Genomic DNA, 16,770 nt, shown 5'->3' with positions numbered 1-16,770 from the left:
ATTATGGCAAAACAACCAGCAATTGAACAGGACGGAACGATTATCGAGGCATTATCCAATGCGATGTTTCGTGTTGAATTAGAAAATGGTCACGTCGTGACTGCACATATCTCTGGTAAGATGCGTATGCACTACATTAAATTGTTGCCCGGGGATAAAGTGAAACTTGAAATGAGCCCTTACGATTTAACTAAGGCGCGAATTACATACAGATACTAATTTAGAATTGAGCTATTAAATTTTTTTTCAGTACTTTTGCAACCTGAAAAAAATTATGTAGCAATAATATTGGATGTAAATTTCAGTTTTACATCCGGTAAACATAAAAAACTGAAGAGATGAAAGTTAGAGCATCAATAAAAAAGAGAAGCGCCGACTGTAAAATAGTTCGCAGAAAAGGCAGGCTTTACGTAATTAACAAAAAGAATCCTAGATTTAAACAAAGACAAGGCTAATTATGGCAAGAATTGCAGGGGTTGATATACCTAAACAAAAGCGAGGAGTTATAGCATTGACCTATATCTTCGGAATTGGCAAAAGCAGGGCTCAAAGCATCCTGGAAGAGGCCAAAGTAGATGAGAGTAAAAAAGTTTCCGACTGGGATGATGATGAGATTGGTCGTATTCGTGAAGCTGTAGGTAATTATCAAATCGAAGGAGAGTTACGTACTGAGGTTCAATTGAGTATCAAACGTCTGATGGATATTGGAAGTTATAGAGGTATCAGACATAGATCTGGTTTACCTTTAAGAGGTCAAAGAACCAAAAACAACTCAAGAACCAGAAAAGGTAGAAGAAAAACAGTTGCTAACAAGAAAAAAGCGACTAAATAGTAAGTAATATGGCAAAGGCAACAAAAAAGGCTGTTCAGAAGAAACGCAAAGTTATCGTTGAGGCTAATGGAGAGGCACATGTTACTGCTTCTTTTAATAACATCATTATTTCTTTGACAAATAAAAAAGGTGATGTTGTGTCCTGGTCTTCAGCTGGAAAAATGGGCTTTAGAGGTTCCAAAAAGAACACTCCTTACGCGGCTCAGTTAGCAGCGGAAGATGCATCTAAAGTAGCTCACGAAGCTGGTTTGCGTAAAGTAAAAGTATACGTGAAAGGACCTGGTAATGGTAGAGAATCTGCTATTCGTTCCCTTCACAACAGTGGTATTGAAGTGACTGAGATTATTGACGTTACACCACTTCCGCACAATGGATGTCGTCCTCCTAAAAGACGTAGAGTTTAATTAATAAGTATAATAATAAGAAAGGATATTGCGATTATCGAAGGACAGTGACCTTAATTCATAATCCCTTTCTAATAAATTAAAATTTAATGGCAAGATATACTGGTCCAAAGACAAAAATAGCCCGTAAATTCGGTGAAGCTATTTTCGGAGACGATAAATCTTTTGAAAAAAGAAACTATCCTCCTGGACAGCACGGGAACAACCGTCGTCGTGGAAAGAAATCTGAGTACGCTATCCAGTTAATGGAAAAACAAAAAGCGAAATATACTTATGGTATTCTTGAGCGTCAATTTAGAAACATGTTTGAAAAAGCAACAAGATCAACTGGAATTACCGGTGAGGTGCTTTTACAATTATGTGAATCACGTTTAGATAACGTGGTATATAGAATGGGTGTCTCTCCATCAAGAAGAGGAGCCAGACAATTAGTTTCCCACAGGCATATAACCGTAAATGGGGAACAAGTAAATATTCCTTCTTATCAGTTAAAAGCAGGAGATGTTGTAGGAGTAAGGGAGAAGTCTAAATCTTTACAGGCAATTCAGGATTCACTTGCTAATTCTAGCAGTGTATACGAATGGATTACCTGGAATAATGAGACAAAAGAAGGAACTTTCGTTTCTGTACCTGGAAGGGTTCAGATTCCGGAAAATATAAATGAACAATTCATCGTCGAATTATATTCGAAGTAATAATTCACAGAAGTCGTAATATGGCAATACTAAATTTTCAGAAGCCCGATAAAGTTATAATGATTGATTCCACCGATTTCGAAGGGAAATTTGAGTTTCGCCCTTTGGAACCAGGATATGGATTGACCGTTGGTAACGCTTTAAGAAGAGTGCTGTTATCTTCATTAGAAGGATTCGCGATTACTTCAGTTAGAATTGAAGGAGTAGAGCACGAATTTTCTACTATCCCGGGAGTGGTTGAAGATGTAACAGAAATTATCCTAAACCTGAAGCAGGTTAGGTTCAAGAGGCAAATTGATGAAATAGATAACGAAGCCGTTACAATTTCTGTTTCCGGAGAAGATCAACTTACTGCAGGTCATTTTCAGAAATTCATTTCAGGATTTCAGGTGTTAAACCCAGATCTTGTAGTGTGTCATCTTGATAAAAAGGTGAACGTGAATATGGAAATCACTATTGAAAAAGGTAGAGGTTATGTTCCGGCTGAAGAAAATAAAAAGTCCAATGCGCCTTTAGGAACTATTTTTACAGACTCTATTTATACACCAATAAAGAATGTAAAGTATAGTATCGAAAACTATCGTGTAGAACAGAAAACTGACTACGAAAAACTAGTTTTTGAAATCATCAGTGATGGTTCTATTCATCCTAAAGATGCTTTAACAGAGGCTGCCAAGACTTTAATTCACCACTTCATGTTGTTCTCTGACGAGCGCATCACTCTTGAAGCTGATGAAATTGCTCAAACTGAAACTTATGACGAAGAATCTCTTCACATGAGACAATTATTGAAAACCAAATTGGTAGATATGGATCTTTCAGTAAGAGCATTAAATTGTTTAAAAGCGGCTGAAGTTGATACCCTTGGTGACCTTGTATCTTATAACAAGAACGATCTTATGAAATTCAGAAACTTCGGTAAGAAGTCTTTGACAGAACTTGAAGAGCTTGTTAATAATAAAGGTTTAAACTTTGGTATGGACCTATCAAAATATAAATTAGATAAAGACTAGTTCATTCTTTAATGAATTCTAGATCTAAAAGAGAATAGTAATGAGACACGGAAAGAAAATAAATCATTTAGGGCGTAAAACTGCACACCGCAAGTCTATGTTGGCGAATATGGCATGTTCCCTAATTGAGCACAAACGCATTAATACCACTGTTGCCAAAGCCAAAGCTCTTAGAGTTTTTGTTGAACCTTTAGTAACCAAGTCTAAAGAAGATACCACACATAACAGAAGATTGGTTTTTAGTAAACTTCGTGATAAGGATTCAGTAAGTGAATTGTTTCGTGAAGTTGCTCCTAAAGTTGGAGATCGTCCGGGTGGATACACAAGGGTTATTAAATTAGGTAACAGATTGGGAGATAATGCTGACATGGCAATGATCGAACTGGTAGATTATAACGAAACGTATAATCTTGAGAAACCAGAGAAGAAAAAATCTACTCGTAGAGCAGGTAAGAAGAAATCTACTACAGATGCACCGGCTCCACAAGCAGAAACTAAATCTGAAGAAACTTCAGAAAATAAGGAAGATAAAAAAGAAGAATAGATGATTCTTTTAAATCAGAAATTAGAAAAAAGGATAAGCTCTGTGAGTTTATCCTTTTTTTTATATACATTAATTAAATAATAAGTAATAAGCGAAATTAACTGAAGTTTTTTTTACCTATGAAATATCAAACTAAGAAAAAAGCAATTGTATTACTTGCAGATGGTACAATTTTTCATGGCAAACTTGTTGGAGACAAAGGAGGTACTGCCTTTGGTGAAGTCTGTTTTAATACAGGAATGACTGGTTATCAGGAAATATTTACAGATCCTTCTTATTTCGGACAAATTATGGTGACCACAAATGCCCATATCGGGAATTATGGCACTAATGAAAATGAAGAAGAAGCCGATACAGCCCAAATTTCGGGACTTATTTGTAAAAACTTCAGCTACTTTCATTCAAGACCGGCAGCAGATATGTCCCTTCAGGCTTTTCTGAAGAAAAGTGATCTTTTTGCGATTTCAGATGTGGATACCCGTGCTCTCGTTACGTACATCCGGAAAAATGGTGCAATGAATGCTATTATTTCTTCCGATGTTGATAATATAGAAGGACTTAAAAAGCAACTTGCCGATGTTCCTGATATGAATGGTTTAGAGCTGGCATCAAAAGTGTCCACTAAAGAGCCGTATTTCTTCGGAAATAAAGATGCTAAACATAAAGTAGCGGTTTTGGATGTGGGAGTAAAAAGAAGTATTCTAAAGCACCTGGCTAATCGCGACGTCTATTGCAAGGTCTTCCCTTATGATACCAGCTATAGCGCAATGAAGGAGTGGGAGCCAGATGGTTATTTACTGTCAAATGGTCCTGGTGATCCTGCGCCACTCGAAAACGCAATTCAAGTGGCAAAAGACATTATGGAAGAGGATAGACCTTTAATGGGAATTTGTCTTGGTCACCAGATTATTGCCCTTGCAAACGGAATAAGTACTTATAAAATGCATCACGGGCACAGGGGTATAAATCATCCAATTTTAAACCTGCAGACCGGAAAAGGGGAAATGACGTCTCAAAACCACGGATTCTCTGTGAATAAAGAAGAAGCAGAAAGTCATCATGATGTGGAAGTTACCCATACGCATCTAAATGATCACACGGTAGCCGGATTAAAGATGAAAAACAAGAATTGCTTCTCCGTACAATATCATCCGGAGGCAAGTCCGGGTCCAAATGATGCCCACTACCTTTTTGATGAATTTCTGGATCGTCTGCAGCCGGTAAATGTTTAATTAATCTTTTTTACACTATATATAGAAGCCCGAAAATTGATGTTTTCGGGCTTCTGCTTTTTTGCTAATTATCTGGGGAAAGAATGGATGTCTTAAACTTGATCCTTCAGAAAGAAATAAGGTCGATAATTGCCATTTTCAGCCTATCACTTATTTCTTATTTTACTTTTGTAAGAACCGTAGAGCTAAAAATGGCGATTTTCAGTTTCAGGTAAGTAAAAACACATCCAAAAATCACTTTCAGAAGAAAAAACAATCATTGATCGCTTGATTATTAGTGATTTAGGCTCGATTTCGAGTTTTTCGTTCTCCAGATTGCTTTTCAGCTTTGTCTTACACCAAAAATATGAAGCTGTACTCTCAAAAACTTCAGTTTGTCATATAATTTCTGAATTTTTTCAGGCGGATCTGTTTGCTTCAATTTAAAGGTTTTATCACTTTTCACCGGAATAATGGGGACCTTGCTTTTTTGCAATTATTGACCTTAAGAACTCGGCTATCAAAAAAAATTGAAAAATACTGCAAGGTTTTTTAAACCTTTTAAATCTGAAAAAAGAAAAAAGGGCACCCGTGACTATTAAAACGTAGTGCATCTAAACTCTACACTCCTGGAAGGTTTTAGGTCTTTGGAAAAAAATGAAAATTTCAAATTCGGCAGCTACTTAATTAAAAAATCAACTTCAGAAATTTAAAATTAACCGTTTTTTTCCTAAAATCTTTTTTGGGCAATTTCAGAAAACGATTGAGTGAATTTTATCTTATAAAAGCCTTAAAACTAAGCTTATTCCTCGCAATTTTAGGGGCTTCTTTGTATATTGCGCATTAATCAATTAACTAATTAAACAGACTATGAGTGTTATAGTAGATATTCATGCACGTCAGATTTTTGACTCTAGGGGAAATCCTACGGTAGAGGTGGATGTAATTACAGAAAATGGAATTTTAGGAAGGGCTGCCGTACCTTCAGGTGCTTCAACAGGTGAACATGAGGCTGTAGAGCTTCGTGATGGTGGGAGTGACTTTATGGGAAAGGGCGTGACCAAGGCAGTAGAAAATGTAAATAAGACTATTTCAGAAAAATTATTGGGCTATTCGGTTTTTCAACAAAATCAGATCGACCAGGCAATGATCGATTTAGACGGTACGCCAAATAAATCACAGCTGGGAGCGAATGCCATTCTTGGTGTTTCTCTTGCCGTGGCCAAGGCCGCAGCGAACGAGCTGGGTCTTCCGTTATATCGTTATGTTGGTGGGGTGAGCGCAAACACGCTTCCTGTACCTATGATGAACATTATCAACGGTGGTTCACATAGTGATGCTCCAATTGCTTTTCAGGAATTTATGGTAATGCCGGTAAAGGCTAAAGATTTCTCTCATGCTTTAAAAATGGGTACGGAAATTTTTCATAATCTGAAGAAAGTATTACATGACCGTGGTTTAAGTACTGCTGTTGGGGACGAAGGTGGTTTTGCACCAACTTTAGACGGAACTGAAGATGCTTTGGATACTATCCTTAAAGCTATAGAAAATGCAGGTTATAAAGGCGGAGACGACGTTATGATCGCTCTGGATTGTGCTGCTGCTGAATTCTATGAGAACGGAAAATATGATTATAAGAAATTTGAAGGAGATTCAGGAAAAATAAGAAGCAGCCAGGAACAGGCAGACTATCTAGCTGAACTATCTTCAAAATATCCAATCATTTCTATTGAAGATGGAATGGATGAGAACGACTGGGAGGGCTGGAAAGCTTTAACCGAAAAAATTGGAGACAAAGTACAACTTGTAGGAGACGATTTATTCGTAACCAATGTTGAAAGGCTTTCACGTGGAATCGATGAAAAAATCGCTAATTCCATTCTTATTAAAGTAAACCAGATTGGGACTTTAACCGAAACTATTGCGGCAGTAAACATGGCTCACAATGCAGGTTATACTTCTGTAATGTCTCACCGTTCAGGTGAAACTGAAGATAATACCATTGCAGATCTTGCCGTTGCTTTAAATACAGGACAGATTAAAACAGGTTCTGCTTCACGTAGCGACCGTATGGCCAAATACAATCAGCTAATTAGAATAGAAGAAGAGCTTGGGGATACGGCTTATTATCCTGCTGAAAAAGCTTTTAAGTTAAAATAATTTTTTAGATCATAAATTATTCAAAACCCCTCAATAATTGAGGGGTTTTTTTATGATATTTACCAATTCGTTAGCGGAATTTTAGTAAATAAATAATTAACTTATAGTTCTAACCAACTTATAACTTTTTATGAATAAATTTCTATTTGTAGCTGCAGAAAATGATGCTATTGCTAAGTGTAAAGCGGGTGGAATGGGAGATGTAGTTCGTGATGTTCCCCGGCAGATTGCTGAGAGGGGGGATACAGCTCATGTCATAACACCTTCTTATTCACGCCTGCACGAACAGGGTACTTTCATAAGTCAGTTAAATTTTAACCTAAGAGGGGAACCATATAGTGCCGATTTATATAAAGTTCAACCAAAAACTGAATTTGAAAATATTCACCATTACGTAATTCATCATCCCGATATAAAAGCGGGTGACATTGCCCATATCTATCACAATGATTTAACTGAGCCTTTCTTTACCGACGCTATTAAGTTTATTATTTTTTGTACAGCAGTAGCTGAAGCTATAAAAAGTGGGGCGTTTGGTAAACTGGATGTTGTGCATTTGCATGACTGGCATTCCAGTCTCGTTCTTTTTCTTAGAAGGTTTCACCCTGCTTACCAGTCGCTTAAGGAGATCCGTTTTGTCTACACAATACATAATCTTGCTATTCAGGGCATTCGTCCTTTTTCCGGAAGCTATTCTTCTGTCGAGAACTGGTTTCCAGACCTGGAACTTAATTACGAAGAATTGCAGGATCACAGGTTCCGGGACTGTATAAACTTAATGGCTATAGGAATTCGTTTTGCCGATGCCGTGCACACCGTTTCCCCATCTTATAAAGAAGACATTCTTAAACCCAGTGCTCCGCCTGAGTTTATAGGTGGTGAAGGACTTGAAGAAGAACTGAAGCAGGCTAATAACGAAGGCCGGTTATTTGGTATTCTAAACGGAGCAAATTATTCTAATATTAATAAAGTTGAAAAAGGAATTCTTTTCAGGCAATGCATCCGTAGGTTGTTCAGGTGGTTACAGGAAGAAAAGAAAGATTATAAAGCGCATTATCTGGCTCATACAGGAGAAAAGCTTACAAGGTTTCAACAAGATAATCCAGCTTTTATTTGTACCAGTGTCGCCCGTCTTACCGAACAGAAATTTTATTTTTTTCATCAGGATCCAGGCCTTCTGCCAAAACTTATGAAGAAGCTAAATGAGAACAACGGTGTTTTTATTCTCTTAGGGACCGGCGCACCAGAATATGAATCTATTTTCAGAGCTGCCAGCTATGAGCATAAGAATTTTATTTTCATTAATGCGCAATCAGAAAGCATTATCGATATGCTTTATCAGGAATCAGATCTTTATTTGATGCCGAGCCTTTTCGAACCTTGTGGCATTAGCCAGATGTTAGCCATGAGGAATGGCCAGCCCTGTTTAGTCCATGAAACAGGTGGCTTAAAGGATACAGTAGTTCATAGGAAAACAGGTTTTAGTTTTAGCGGAGATACACTCGAGGAAAAGAAGCAGAATTTTGTACAGGTTTTTTCTGAAACAGTAGATTTGTTTTTCACTGATAAAAAAGAATGGAAAAAGATTTGCAGCAATGCCAAAAAGCAAAAGTTTACGTGGAAAAAATCAGTAGACGATTATTATAAACATCTGTACTCTATAAATTCTTAAAGAATAAAAATAATAACATTTAAACCGCTCTACCCCCTGTTAATTATACCTTAAACACAAATTATCAATTGATATACTTGTTAATTTTTCTTAATTTCGCAACTATAGTAAGTCTAATCAGAAACAATCAAAATGTCAGATAAAGCGTCATTAGAATATCAAGGAAAAAAATATGAGTTTCCGGTTGTCAAAGGCACCGAAAATGAAATAGGAGTAGATATAAAAACTCTGCGTTCTCAAGCTGGTATTATTACTTTGGACCGGGGATTTAAAAATACCGGAAGTTGCGAAAGTGCAATCACCTTCCTGGATGGGGAGAAAGGAGTTTTGAGATACCGTGGATACGCTATTGAAGATCTTGCTGAAAAAGCTGATTTTCTTGAAGTAGCTTACTTATTAATTTTCGGTGAGCTTCCTACTAAAGAACAGCTTGACAAATTCTATTCCGATATAAAAGAAGAATCTGAAGTAGATGAAGAAATGAAAAAGATTTTGGATGGTTTTCCAAAATCGGCACATCCAATGGGAGTGCTTTCTTCTCTTACCAGTGCATTAATCGCTTTTAACCCTTCTTCTGTAGATGTTTCTTCAGAAGCAGATATGTACAAAGCTATAGTTAAAATTCTCGGAAAATTTCCTGTATTGGCAGCCTGGACTTTAAGAAAGAAGAAAAGTGATCCTCTTAATTATGGTGATGACTCTCTTGGTTATGTAGAGAATCTGCATAAAATGATGTTTGAAAAACCCGGGAAGAAGTATAGCGTAGACAAAGCTGTCATTAATGCTTTGGATAAGCTTCTTATTTTGCATGCAGATCATGAGCAGAACTGTTCTACTTCAACGGTAAGAATGGTTGGGTCTTCTCATGCCGGTCTTTTTGCTTCCATTTCAGCAGGTATTTCTGCCCTTTGGGGACCTTTACATGGAGGTGCCAATCAGGCGGTTATAGAAATGCTTGAGAAAATTAAAGAAGACGGTGGGGATACTAAAAAATTCATGGCTAAGGCCAAGGATAAAGAAGATCCTTTCAGGTTAATGGGCTTTGGACACAGGGTTTATAAGAACTTTGATCCACGCGCTAAAATTATTAAAAAGTCAGCAGATGAAGTTCTTGGTCAGTTAGGAATCGATGATCCTGTTTTGGATATCGCCAAAGGCCTGGAAAAAGAAGCTTTGGAAGATGACTATTTCGTAAAAAGAAAATTATATCCTAATGTAGATTTCTATTCCGGAATAATCTATCGTGCACTTGGAATTCCTGTAGAGATGTTTACGGTCATGTTTGCTCTTGGACGTTTGCCAGGCTGGATTGCGCAATGGAGAGAAATGAGGTTAATGAAAGAACCAATTGGACGTCCACGTCAGATTTATATTGGTGAAGGACTTAGAGAATTTAAAAATTTAGATAACAGGTAATTCTATATTTCACATTATTAATTTCCGAAAAAAGCTTCATCTCTGCATGAGGCTTTTTTTATATTTGCAAAAAATTGCAGGATGCACTTAAATATTAATAATGAAACCGGTCGATTAAGGGCTGTGATCTTGGGAACGGCAGAAAGTACGGGTGGTATTCCGGAAGTTTCTAAAGCTTATGATCCTAAGTCCATTGAACATATAAAAGCGGGAACTTATCCTAAAGAGGAGGATATGATCAACGAAATAGAATCTGTTGCCGCTGTATTGAAAAAGTACGATGTGAAAGTCTATAGGCCTAAAGTTATTGAGAACTATAATCAAATTTTTGCCCGGGATATTGCTTTTGTTATTGAGGACAAATTTGTAACTGCCAATATATTACCCGATAGGGAGCAGGAAATCGAAGCCATTAGTCATATAATGAACCAGATACCCTCAGAAAAAATAATAGAATTACCTGAAAATGCGCATATAGAAGGGGGTGACGTGATGCCTTTTGGTGACTATATTCTGGTTGGCACTTACACCGGCGAAGATTATAAAAATTATATCACAGCAAGAACAAACAAGCACGCGGTAGATGCGTTGCGGGATATTTTTCCGAAAAAGAAAGTGGTTCCGTTTAACCTGAAGAAATCCAATACAGAAGCCCGGGAGAACGCACTGCACCTGGATTGCTGTTTTCAGCAGGTAGGCAAAGACAAGGCCATTATCTATAAAGGCGGATTTCTTGATGAAAAGGAGTATAAATGGCTGGTAAACCTCTTCGGAAGTAAAAATATATTCGAGATCACGCGGGATGAGATGTACCACATGTACTCCAATGTTTTCTCCATATCTGAAGATGTGGTAATTTCAGAAAGAAATTTTAGCAGGCTAAACAACTGGCTCAGGGAGAATAACATTACTGTAGAAGAAGTTCCTTATGCTGAAATTTCTAAACAGGAAGGACTGTTGCGCTGTTCTACGTTACCCTTAATAAGGGATTAAAATTTTTACGACTATGAGACAAATAACAGACACGCTTTTAATGGTAAGGCCTGTGGCATTCAGGATGAATGAGCAAACAGCCGTGAACAATTATTTCCAGGAAGATATAAAAAATGCCGATGTAAATAAACAGGCCCAGCAGGAATTTGATGATTTTGTAAAGAAATTAAATGCTGTTGGCGTTAAAACAATTGTGGTAGATGATGTAATTGAAGAAGATACACCAGATTCGATTTTTCCGAATAACTGGGTTTCTTTTCATGAGAATGGAAATATCGCTCTCTATCCAATGTTTGCTCCAAACCGACGCAAGGAGCGCCGTTTGGAATATTTTGCACGGCTGGAAGAAGCAGGCTTTAAAATCAACAATATCGTAGATTATACTGCTGCTGAAGAGGATGATCTTTTCCTGGAAGGCACGGGAAGTATGCTGCTGGACAGGGTAAACCAAAAGGCTTACTGCGCGATCTCTCCCCGGGCAGATGAAGATTTGCTTATTGAGTTTTGTGAGGATTTTGAATTTACTCCGGTTATTTTTACAGCAAACCAGAGTGTGGACGGCAAGAGAAAACCTATTTATCACACCAATGTGATGATGTGTTTAGCTGAAGAATTTGCAGTGATCTGTCTGGATACGATTGATGATGCGAAAGAACGAAAAAATGTACTAAAACACCTTAAGCAGGACGGGAAGGAGATAATTGCCATTTCTGAAGCACAAATGCACGAGTTTGCAGGAAACATGCTGCAGGTGCAGGGGGCTTTTGATAAAAAGTACCTGGTGATGAGTGCAAAGGCGCATGGAAGCCTCACTAAAGAACAGATAACCAAAATTGAAAAACACTGCGAAATTTTGAGCAGTGATTTACATATGATTGAAACCTGCGGCGGCGGTAGTGCCCGTTGTATGATGGCCGAAATTTTCCTTCCGAAGACAAATTAGTCGGGTGAAGGGGTGTGCAACTGCGACCTTGAGCTTAAGCTATATCTTTTTTCTGTATCATACAAGGTGAGAAGTAATTCGTACTCCTTGTAATTTTCGGGAATTTCAAGCTCAAGAGTGGCTTCCTTGCCAATTTGATTAATAGCAATTGGATTTCCGTAGCGATCGTTTTTTATAAGATGCCATTTAAAATTATAATTACTATTCATTTCTGAAGGATACGTCCACTGGTCGTTTTTGAACAATACGGGATGGAAAACAGAAGATTGATTGGCAAGAAGAGGTTCTGAAGGACGTAGAATTCTTACGATAATGTCGGAATCAACAACTTCATTAGATTTCCAATGTTTTTCAAGTTCTTCCAGAGTACGTTTTTTGTTACCATCAAAATCAACTATGCCATCAAAAGTGATGTAATCGCTTTGTCTTTCATTCTGGTAATTCTGAAGGATAAAATTATAGTTCTTTAATGCGATAGGAAATTGCGAAAGTACTTCTGGAGTAACAGAACTTATATATACCGGCGTCTGATTCTGTTGTGCGAAAGTTTGATAATTGCTCATACCTGTAGAGTCAGAAATTCTGATTCCAAAAGAATCGAATGGAGATTGAATATATAATTCTCTAATGTTGTAAGCTGCCGTTTTGCTCCACGCCATATCTATATTCAAAGATTTTTCTGGATCAATTAACTTGATTTCTTGTGCCAGCGTGGATAACCAGTCATAGTAGGCACTTCTTTGATAGAAAAGTAAAGGTTTGCCGTAAAAAGTATCAAGGTCATCCCTAAAGGTAAAACCAATAATGGTGTTATTTTCTTTAAATTGATGAACCTGTGCTATTATTTCCTCTTTAAGATCTTTTAATTGGTCCTTATCGACGATAAAGTTAAGGGTGTTATCAACTTTGAACTCATATATCACATTTAAGCCATATTCGCCAGCATAAGTGAGAAGGTTGTGATTGTAAACATTGCCCCCCCTGAATTGAATTGTATTAAATCCAGCCTCCTTTAAAAGCTCAAAATCCTTTCTTATAGTTTCCCTTGTAGCTGCGTAAAAGTTTTCCTCCCATGTATATCCTTTTTTGTATCTCACTCCTCTAATGTCATAATTGGTCAGGGGATTTATTGATTTTGTATTTGGGAATGTGTTAGAGGCATCTGAATATGACGATTTAAGAGCCAGGGGATTACGTTTAAATCTCTGGTCTATAGAAGCTAGGGAAGAGGTGGTCCAATCAAGTTGTTTTTTGTCGTACCAATTATTTAATGGAATATTTTTGTCATAAGAACTATTAAAAAGAACAATAGCTGAAATTTCTGGATATGTGCTATTTATCGTTTCAATTGCATCCAGACTCCATTTTTTCTGATTCTTGTTAATTTTGAGTGAACCAAATTCTGCAAGCATTACAGGTTTATTTGTAAAAGCGCCTATCTCGCTATGGAAAGGCTGGTAAAGTTGATTAAAAGAATAAGATTGCTTAGTACTATTTAATTTCCCATAATCCAAGGCAGTAATTCCAATCCAATCTACATAATCATCTCCCGGATAATATTTTTGTAATAATTGTGAACGCCATGGATTCCAGACCATCATTACCTGATGTGCATTTACCGATTTTAGCAGATCATGCACATGCCTCCAGGCCACAATAAATTCTTTGGGTGTATTTCCTCCCTTTGCTGACCAAGGATACTGTGGGTTATCAAATTCATGTGCGAACCTCAGAAATACAGGCCTTTCAAAAGCTGCAAGTTTTACCCCAAATTGTTTAATGTAGTCATCAAAATATCCTGCAGCAATATATTTGAAAACTTTTTGGTTTCTTTCAAGTGCCGAAATTTCTTCAGATTCCTGAAAATCAGATGTCCATGGTTCCCATGTTATCATCGGGATCGCATTCATCCCATAAATCGAATTTACCAGATCCCCAGGAAAATCACTGTAGCTTTTGTCTCCCCAAGCCAGGTAAAAGGAAATAATATCAAAATTAGTATTTGTTTGATTCTCAATATTTACTATGGTATCCAAATCGGAAACTCCAGAATCAGAAGTGGGATGAAAAATACCGAGATAACGGTCATGTTCTTTGTCAACATAAGAAATCTCCATGTTTTTCCATTTTTTATTATCCTTATTATGTTTTACTGTCATTGAGATTAGTAATACAATCAGTAAAATAGGAAGGGCAATTTTTCTGCTAAGAAAAAATAATAGGTTCGCAAGAATGTAGAATTTTTCTCTCAAGAGCTTATATATTCCAGACATTTTCTCTAAAAGAAGGATTTTTTTATTTCTTAATTTTGAAATTCTAATTGTAAGATAAATCCCAAAAAACATTATGCAGAAATTAAAAAAGGCAAAACCTGCCATGATAATCGAAAAAGGTGTAAGGTCCTTTTGCAGCCCATAAATAATAGAAAATAAAGAGAGGATGGCTATAGTAGCGTTAGGAATAACGATTTTTAAATTGGTGTTCCATTCATCTTCTTTTGGAGTGGGAAGATATGGGACATCCTTGTCAAGAACAGTATATAAAAGTCCAACTATATATATCCACCAGGTGTTAATGTACAATAGTCCTCCTATAATATGAAAGCCCCTTTCTTTTTTTTCTATAACCCATTTTTGAATGTAAACTCTAATTAATATAGAACTGACCACAACAGGTAATATCATAATGAAAAAGTCCACAATATTACCTTTCCAAGGAGTAACAGAGAAGAGTAAGGAAAGAATAGGTATTAAAAAAGTAAAAAGGCATATTAAACCTCCAAGGTAGTGTAAAGGCAAAATACCGAAATGAATTTTCTGTCTGGTAGTCAGTCTTTTAAAAATTTTAGGGTAAACTTTTCTTAGTAAATCAAAGCTCCCTCTTGCCCACTTTAGTTGCTGTTTAAAGAAATTTGTAAGATTTGAGGGGGCCAATCCCTGTGCAAGTACTTGAGGCACGTAAACAGCCCTCCAGTTTTTGGAATATAAAAGCATTGCTGTATGCATGTCTTCACATAATCCCGGCGCATGTCCTCCTATGCTATTGAGCGCTTTTCTCCTGAAAACGCAATTTGCACCAATTGCGTTTACAGATTTATAGGCATTCAAGGTCATCATTATTGGTCCATAGAACTGAAAAGTCTGTTCAGCTGCACCTCTCGCTACAAGTGACTCTTTAATGTTATAGTAGGATTGAACGACCTGGACAAAACCTATATCAGGATCTTCGAAATGTGGTAATACAGGATAAAGAAAATCTGTATGGGGAATATGATCGGGATCAAGTACGACGCAGATATCACCTTTAGCAACCGTATTTAGTGCATTATTTATATTTCCAGCCTTTGCATTCACCCTGTTATTCCTGGTTACATGATGAATTCCGTGTTCTCTACAAAACTCTTTAAGATAAGGATCGTTAGCTTCATCACATAAATATGTTTCATGTGGATAGGAAATATTGAGGATTGCTTCTAAAGTAGTGATAATCATTTGATAAGGTTCACCGGGAAAATAGGTAGTGAGTATATCAACTTTAAAATCCGTAACTATTTCTCTTTCTTTTGGAATAGAAATATTTGAGTAGTTATACCACATGTAAAATTTCTTAAAAGCACCATATAGTATAGTTATGGTTAAGAGGATATAAAGAGGAATATTTCCCCTGTATTGTGGTTGAAAAAAATAAAGTACGAAATGAATTATACTTATAATTCCGAAAAAAATCATAAGTTTTATAATCCGAAGTTCCTTTTTATTTGGTTCTCTAATTTTTCCCATTTACTGGATTTATGACATAAAAAGGAATATTTGTAGACGCATGATTTCCATTTCGATCCTTCACATAAACAAATATTCTGTATGGTCCTTCCTCTTTAGGTACTTCAAAAATTGCTTTACTATCAAAGCGCTCTTTCCATTTATTCTTAATTTCAGAAGTTTCCTCCAAAATATTCTCCCATGCTTCTTTTCTTATTACCCAATGAATATTTAAGGAGTCTTCTGGATTCTGTAATAATAATTCTGCTTTGGCAGTACTACCTGAATTTAGTACTATACTCTCCATAGCACCTCTATCATTCAGCAAGGCGTACTTAATCTCTGGACCTTTGTAATCAGACTTTTTATTATTCCAAACATTCTTTAAAGAATAAAAAACTTGTGAGCGGGTGCTATCTTCTTGAAATAAACTAAACCAGGTGTTGGTTCTTTCGTATTTAGTGCCCCAATAGAAATAAAAACTTCCCAAACAGGATTTATCCTGTAATACTTCAGAATAGTATCGAGTCGGCAAGATTTCAGCTTTTTTAGTACTGGTTTGTTCAATTGGTGCTCCCCAAGATGTTTCTTCTTCTTCCCAAGGGCCGTTTATACCCCATTCAGAAATCACATAGGGGCCATCCCACAACAAGGATATGGATTCGAGCATTGGAGCAAGATTGCGAAGACTTCCAAAGGAATTAAGAGAAACAAAGTCCAGTTGGGGACTTCGCAAGGAAATACTTATAAGCGTTCTCCTGCTTCCCGCAATTAAAGCGGTGCTGACAGGATGAAATGGATCATTTTTATGAATAACTTCAATTAGTCCATTAAAATTTTTAAAAAAATCAGAAAATTCGTAAACCTCGGGATATCCTATTTCATTTCCCAGATTCCAATAAAGCAAAGCAGGATGATCTTTATGTTGAGAAACAGTTTTTGCAATTCTTTGCTTTACACCATTCATATCACTGCTCCAGTAATTTTGATTATTATAGAATTTTGGTAAAGGAATATCTGCGACTACTGCTAGCTGAAGATCTTCAGCGCGATCTAACACTTTTTTTAGATCTATAGTATCATATAGACGTATAGTATTTCCTCCTGCAGCTTTTAATTCCTCTAAAAA

General features: G+C 36.7%; 15 protein-coding genes. 13 read left to right on the top strand and 2 right to left on the bottom strand.

Annotated features, from left to right (window positions below):
- The first annotated feature begins 3 nt into the window (after positions 1-3).
- From infA to ctlX, 13 genes are all read left to right on the top strand, one after another.
- Complete coding sequence (gene infA / locus RM545_RS05930) at positions 4-219, top strand: translation initiation factor IF-1 (protein ID WP_014031991.1); 216 nt, start codon at positions 4-6, stop codon at positions 217-219.
- Positions 220-338: 119 nt separating this feature from the next.
- Positions 339-455 (top strand): type B 50S ribosomal protein L36, encoded by a 117-nt coding sequence (ykgO, locus tag RM545_RS05925; RefSeq protein ID WP_010519235.1) that lies wholly within the window; start codon positions 339-341, stop codon positions 453-455.
- 2 nt (positions 456-457) lie between these two features.
- Positions 458-832 carry a 30S ribosomal protein S13 gene (gene rpsM, locus RM545_RS05920; RefSeq protein WP_311494396.1) on the top strand — a complete coding sequence of 125 codons (375 nt, stop codon included), beginning with the start codon at positions 458-460 and terminating at the stop codon, positions 830-832.
- Positions 833-840: 8 nt separating this feature from the next.
- Positions 841-1,236 (top strand): 30S ribosomal protein S11, encoded by a 396-nt coding sequence (gene rpsK, locus RM545_RS05915; protein ID WP_311486054.1) that lies wholly within the window; start codon positions 841-843, stop codon positions 1,234-1,236.
- Between the two features lie 89 nt (positions 1,237-1,325).
- On the top strand, positions 1,326-1,931 hold the full coding sequence (gene rpsD / locus RM545_RS05910; RefSeq protein ID WP_311494395.1) for a 30S ribosomal protein S4: 606 nt from the start codon (positions 1,326-1,328) through the stop codon (positions 1,929-1,931).
- A 20-nt stretch (positions 1,932-1,951) separates the two neighbouring features.
- The gene (locus RM545_RS05905; RefSeq protein ID WP_311494394.1) at positions 1,952-2,944 is read left to right on the top strand and encodes a DNA-directed RNA polymerase subunit alpha; all 993 of its coding nucleotides are present in this window, start codon (positions 1,952-1,954) and stop codon (positions 2,942-2,944) included.
- 40 nt (positions 2,945-2,984) lie between these two features.
- A complete protein-coding gene (rplQ, locus tag RM545_RS05900) occupies positions 2,985-3,488 on the top strand; it encodes a 50S ribosomal protein L17 (RefSeq protein ID WP_311494393.1) in 504 nt (167 codons plus the stop codon).
- 119 nt (positions 3,489-3,607) lie between these two features.
- A complete protein-coding gene (gene carA / locus RM545_RS05895; RefSeq protein ID WP_311494392.1) occupies positions 3,608-4,720 on the top strand; it encodes a glutamine-hydrolyzing carbamoyl-phosphate synthase small subunit in 1,113 nt (370 codons plus the stop codon).
- Positions 4,721-5,569: 849 nt separating this feature from the next.
- Positions 5,570-6,859 (top strand): phosphopyruvate hydratase, encoded by a 1,290-nt coding sequence (gene eno / locus RM545_RS05890; protein WP_311494391.1) that lies wholly within the window; start codon positions 5,570-5,572, stop codon positions 6,857-6,859.
- Between the two features lie 130 nt (positions 6,860-6,989).
- Positions 6,990-8,531: a glycogen synthase gene (locus RM545_RS05885; RefSeq protein WP_311494390.1), complete on the top strand. Its 1,542-nt coding sequence runs from the start codon at positions 6,990-6,992 to the stop codon at positions 8,529-8,531.
- Between the two features lie 132 nt (positions 8,532-8,663).
- A complete protein-coding gene (locus tag RM545_RS05880; RefSeq protein WP_311494389.1) occupies positions 8,664-9,947 on the top strand; it encodes a citrate synthase in 1,284 nt (427 codons plus the stop codon).
- A gap of 81 nt (positions 9,948-10,028) precedes the next feature.
- The gene (locus RM545_RS05875) at positions 10,029-10,940 is read left to right on the top strand and encodes a dimethylarginine dimethylaminohydrolase family protein (RefSeq protein WP_311494388.1); all 912 of its coding nucleotides are present in this window, start codon (positions 10,029-10,031) and stop codon (positions 10,938-10,940) included.
- Positions 10,941-10,953: 13 nt separating this feature from the next.
- Positions 10,954-11,883, top strand: coding sequence for a citrulline utilization hydrolase CtlX (gene ctlX / locus RM545_RS05870; RefSeq protein ID WP_311494387.1), 930 nt, complete (start codon positions 10,954-10,956; stop codon positions 11,881-11,883).
- Here ctlX and RM545_RS05865 read toward each other — a convergent pair.
- Together RM545_RS05865 and RM545_RS05860 are read right to left on the bottom strand one after the other, a co-directional pair.
- Entirely contained in the window at positions 11,880-15,662 is a 3,783-nt protein-coding gene (locus tag RM545_RS05865) for a glycosyltransferase (RefSeq protein WP_311494386.1), read from the bottom strand. The genes ctlX and RM545_RS05865 overlap by 4 nt on opposite strands.
- Complete coding sequence (locus RM545_RS05860; protein WP_311494385.1) at positions 15,649-16,701, bottom strand: glycoside hydrolase family protein; 1,053 nt, start codon at positions 16,699-16,701, stop codon at positions 15,649-15,651. Before RM545_RS05860 ends, RM545_RS05865 begins: the two co-directional genes overlap by 14 nt.
- Positions 16,702-16,770 lie beyond the last annotated feature (69 nt).

Origin of the sequence: Autumnicola lenta (assembly GCF_031846515.1) — a bacterium.
GTDB classification, from domain to species: Bacteria; Bacteroidota; Bacteroidia; order Flavobacteriales; family Flavobacteriaceae; genus Autumnicola; species Autumnicola lenta.
The sequence above is the reverse complement of the archived record's forward strand: the minus strand, read 5'-3'. Positions and strand labels throughout refer to the sequence as shown.

What these genes read in the sequence shown, in the direction of transcription:
- carA (WP_311494392.1), top strand. Translation starts at nt 3,608, where the DNA reads ATGAAATATCAAACTAAGAAAAAAGCAATTGTATTACTTGCAGATGGT.
- rpsD (WP_311494395.1), top strand. Translation starts at nt 1,326, where the DNA reads ATGGCAAGATATACTGGTCCAAAGACAAAAATAGCCCGTAAATTCGGT.
- rpsM (WP_311494396.1), top strand. Translation starts at nt 458, where the DNA reads ATGGCAAGAATTGCAGGGGTTGATATACCTAAACAAAAGCGAGGAGTT.
- RM545_RS05875 (WP_311494388.1), top strand. Translation starts at nt 10,029, where the DNA reads ATGCACTTAAATATTAATAATGAAACCGGTCGATTAAGGGCTGTGATC.
- rplQ (WP_311494393.1), top strand. Translation starts at nt 2,985, where the DNA reads ATGAGACACGGAAAGAAAATAAATCATTTAGGGCGTAAAACTGCACAC.
- RM545_RS05885 (WP_311494390.1), top strand. Translation starts at nt 6,990, where the DNA reads ATGAATAAATTTCTATTTGTAGCTGCAGAAAATGATGCTATTGCTAAG.
- eno (WP_311494391.1), top strand. Translation starts at nt 5,570, where the DNA reads ATGAGTGTTATAGTAGATATTCATGCACGTCAGATTTTTGACTCTAGG.
- ctlX (WP_311494387.1), top strand. Translation starts at nt 10,954, where the DNA reads ATGAGACAAATAACAGACACGCTTTTAATGGTAAGGCCTGTGGCATTC.
- RM545_RS05905 (WP_311494394.1), top strand. Translation starts at nt 1,952, where the DNA reads ATGGCAATACTAAATTTTCAGAAGCCCGATAAAGTTATAATGATTGAT.
- rpsK (WP_311486054.1), top strand. Translation starts at nt 841, where the DNA reads ATGGCAAAGGCAACAAAAAAGGCTGTTCAGAAGAAACGCAAAGTTATC.
- RM545_RS05880 (WP_311494389.1), top strand. Translation starts at nt 8,664, where the DNA reads ATGTCAGATAAAGCGTCATTAGAATATCAAGGAAAAAAATATGAGTTT.
- infA (WP_014031991.1), top strand. Translation starts at nt 4, where the DNA reads ATGGCAAAACAACCAGCAATTGAACAGGACGGAACGATTATCGAGGCA.
- RM545_RS05865 (WP_311494386.1), bottom strand. Translation starts at nt 15,662, where the DNA reads ATGGGAAAAATTAGAGAACCAAATAAAAAGGAACTTCGGATTATAAAA.
- ykgO (WP_010519235.1), top strand. Translation starts at nt 339, where the DNA reads ATGAAAGTTAGAGCATCAATAAAAAAGAGAAGCGCCGACTGTAAAATA.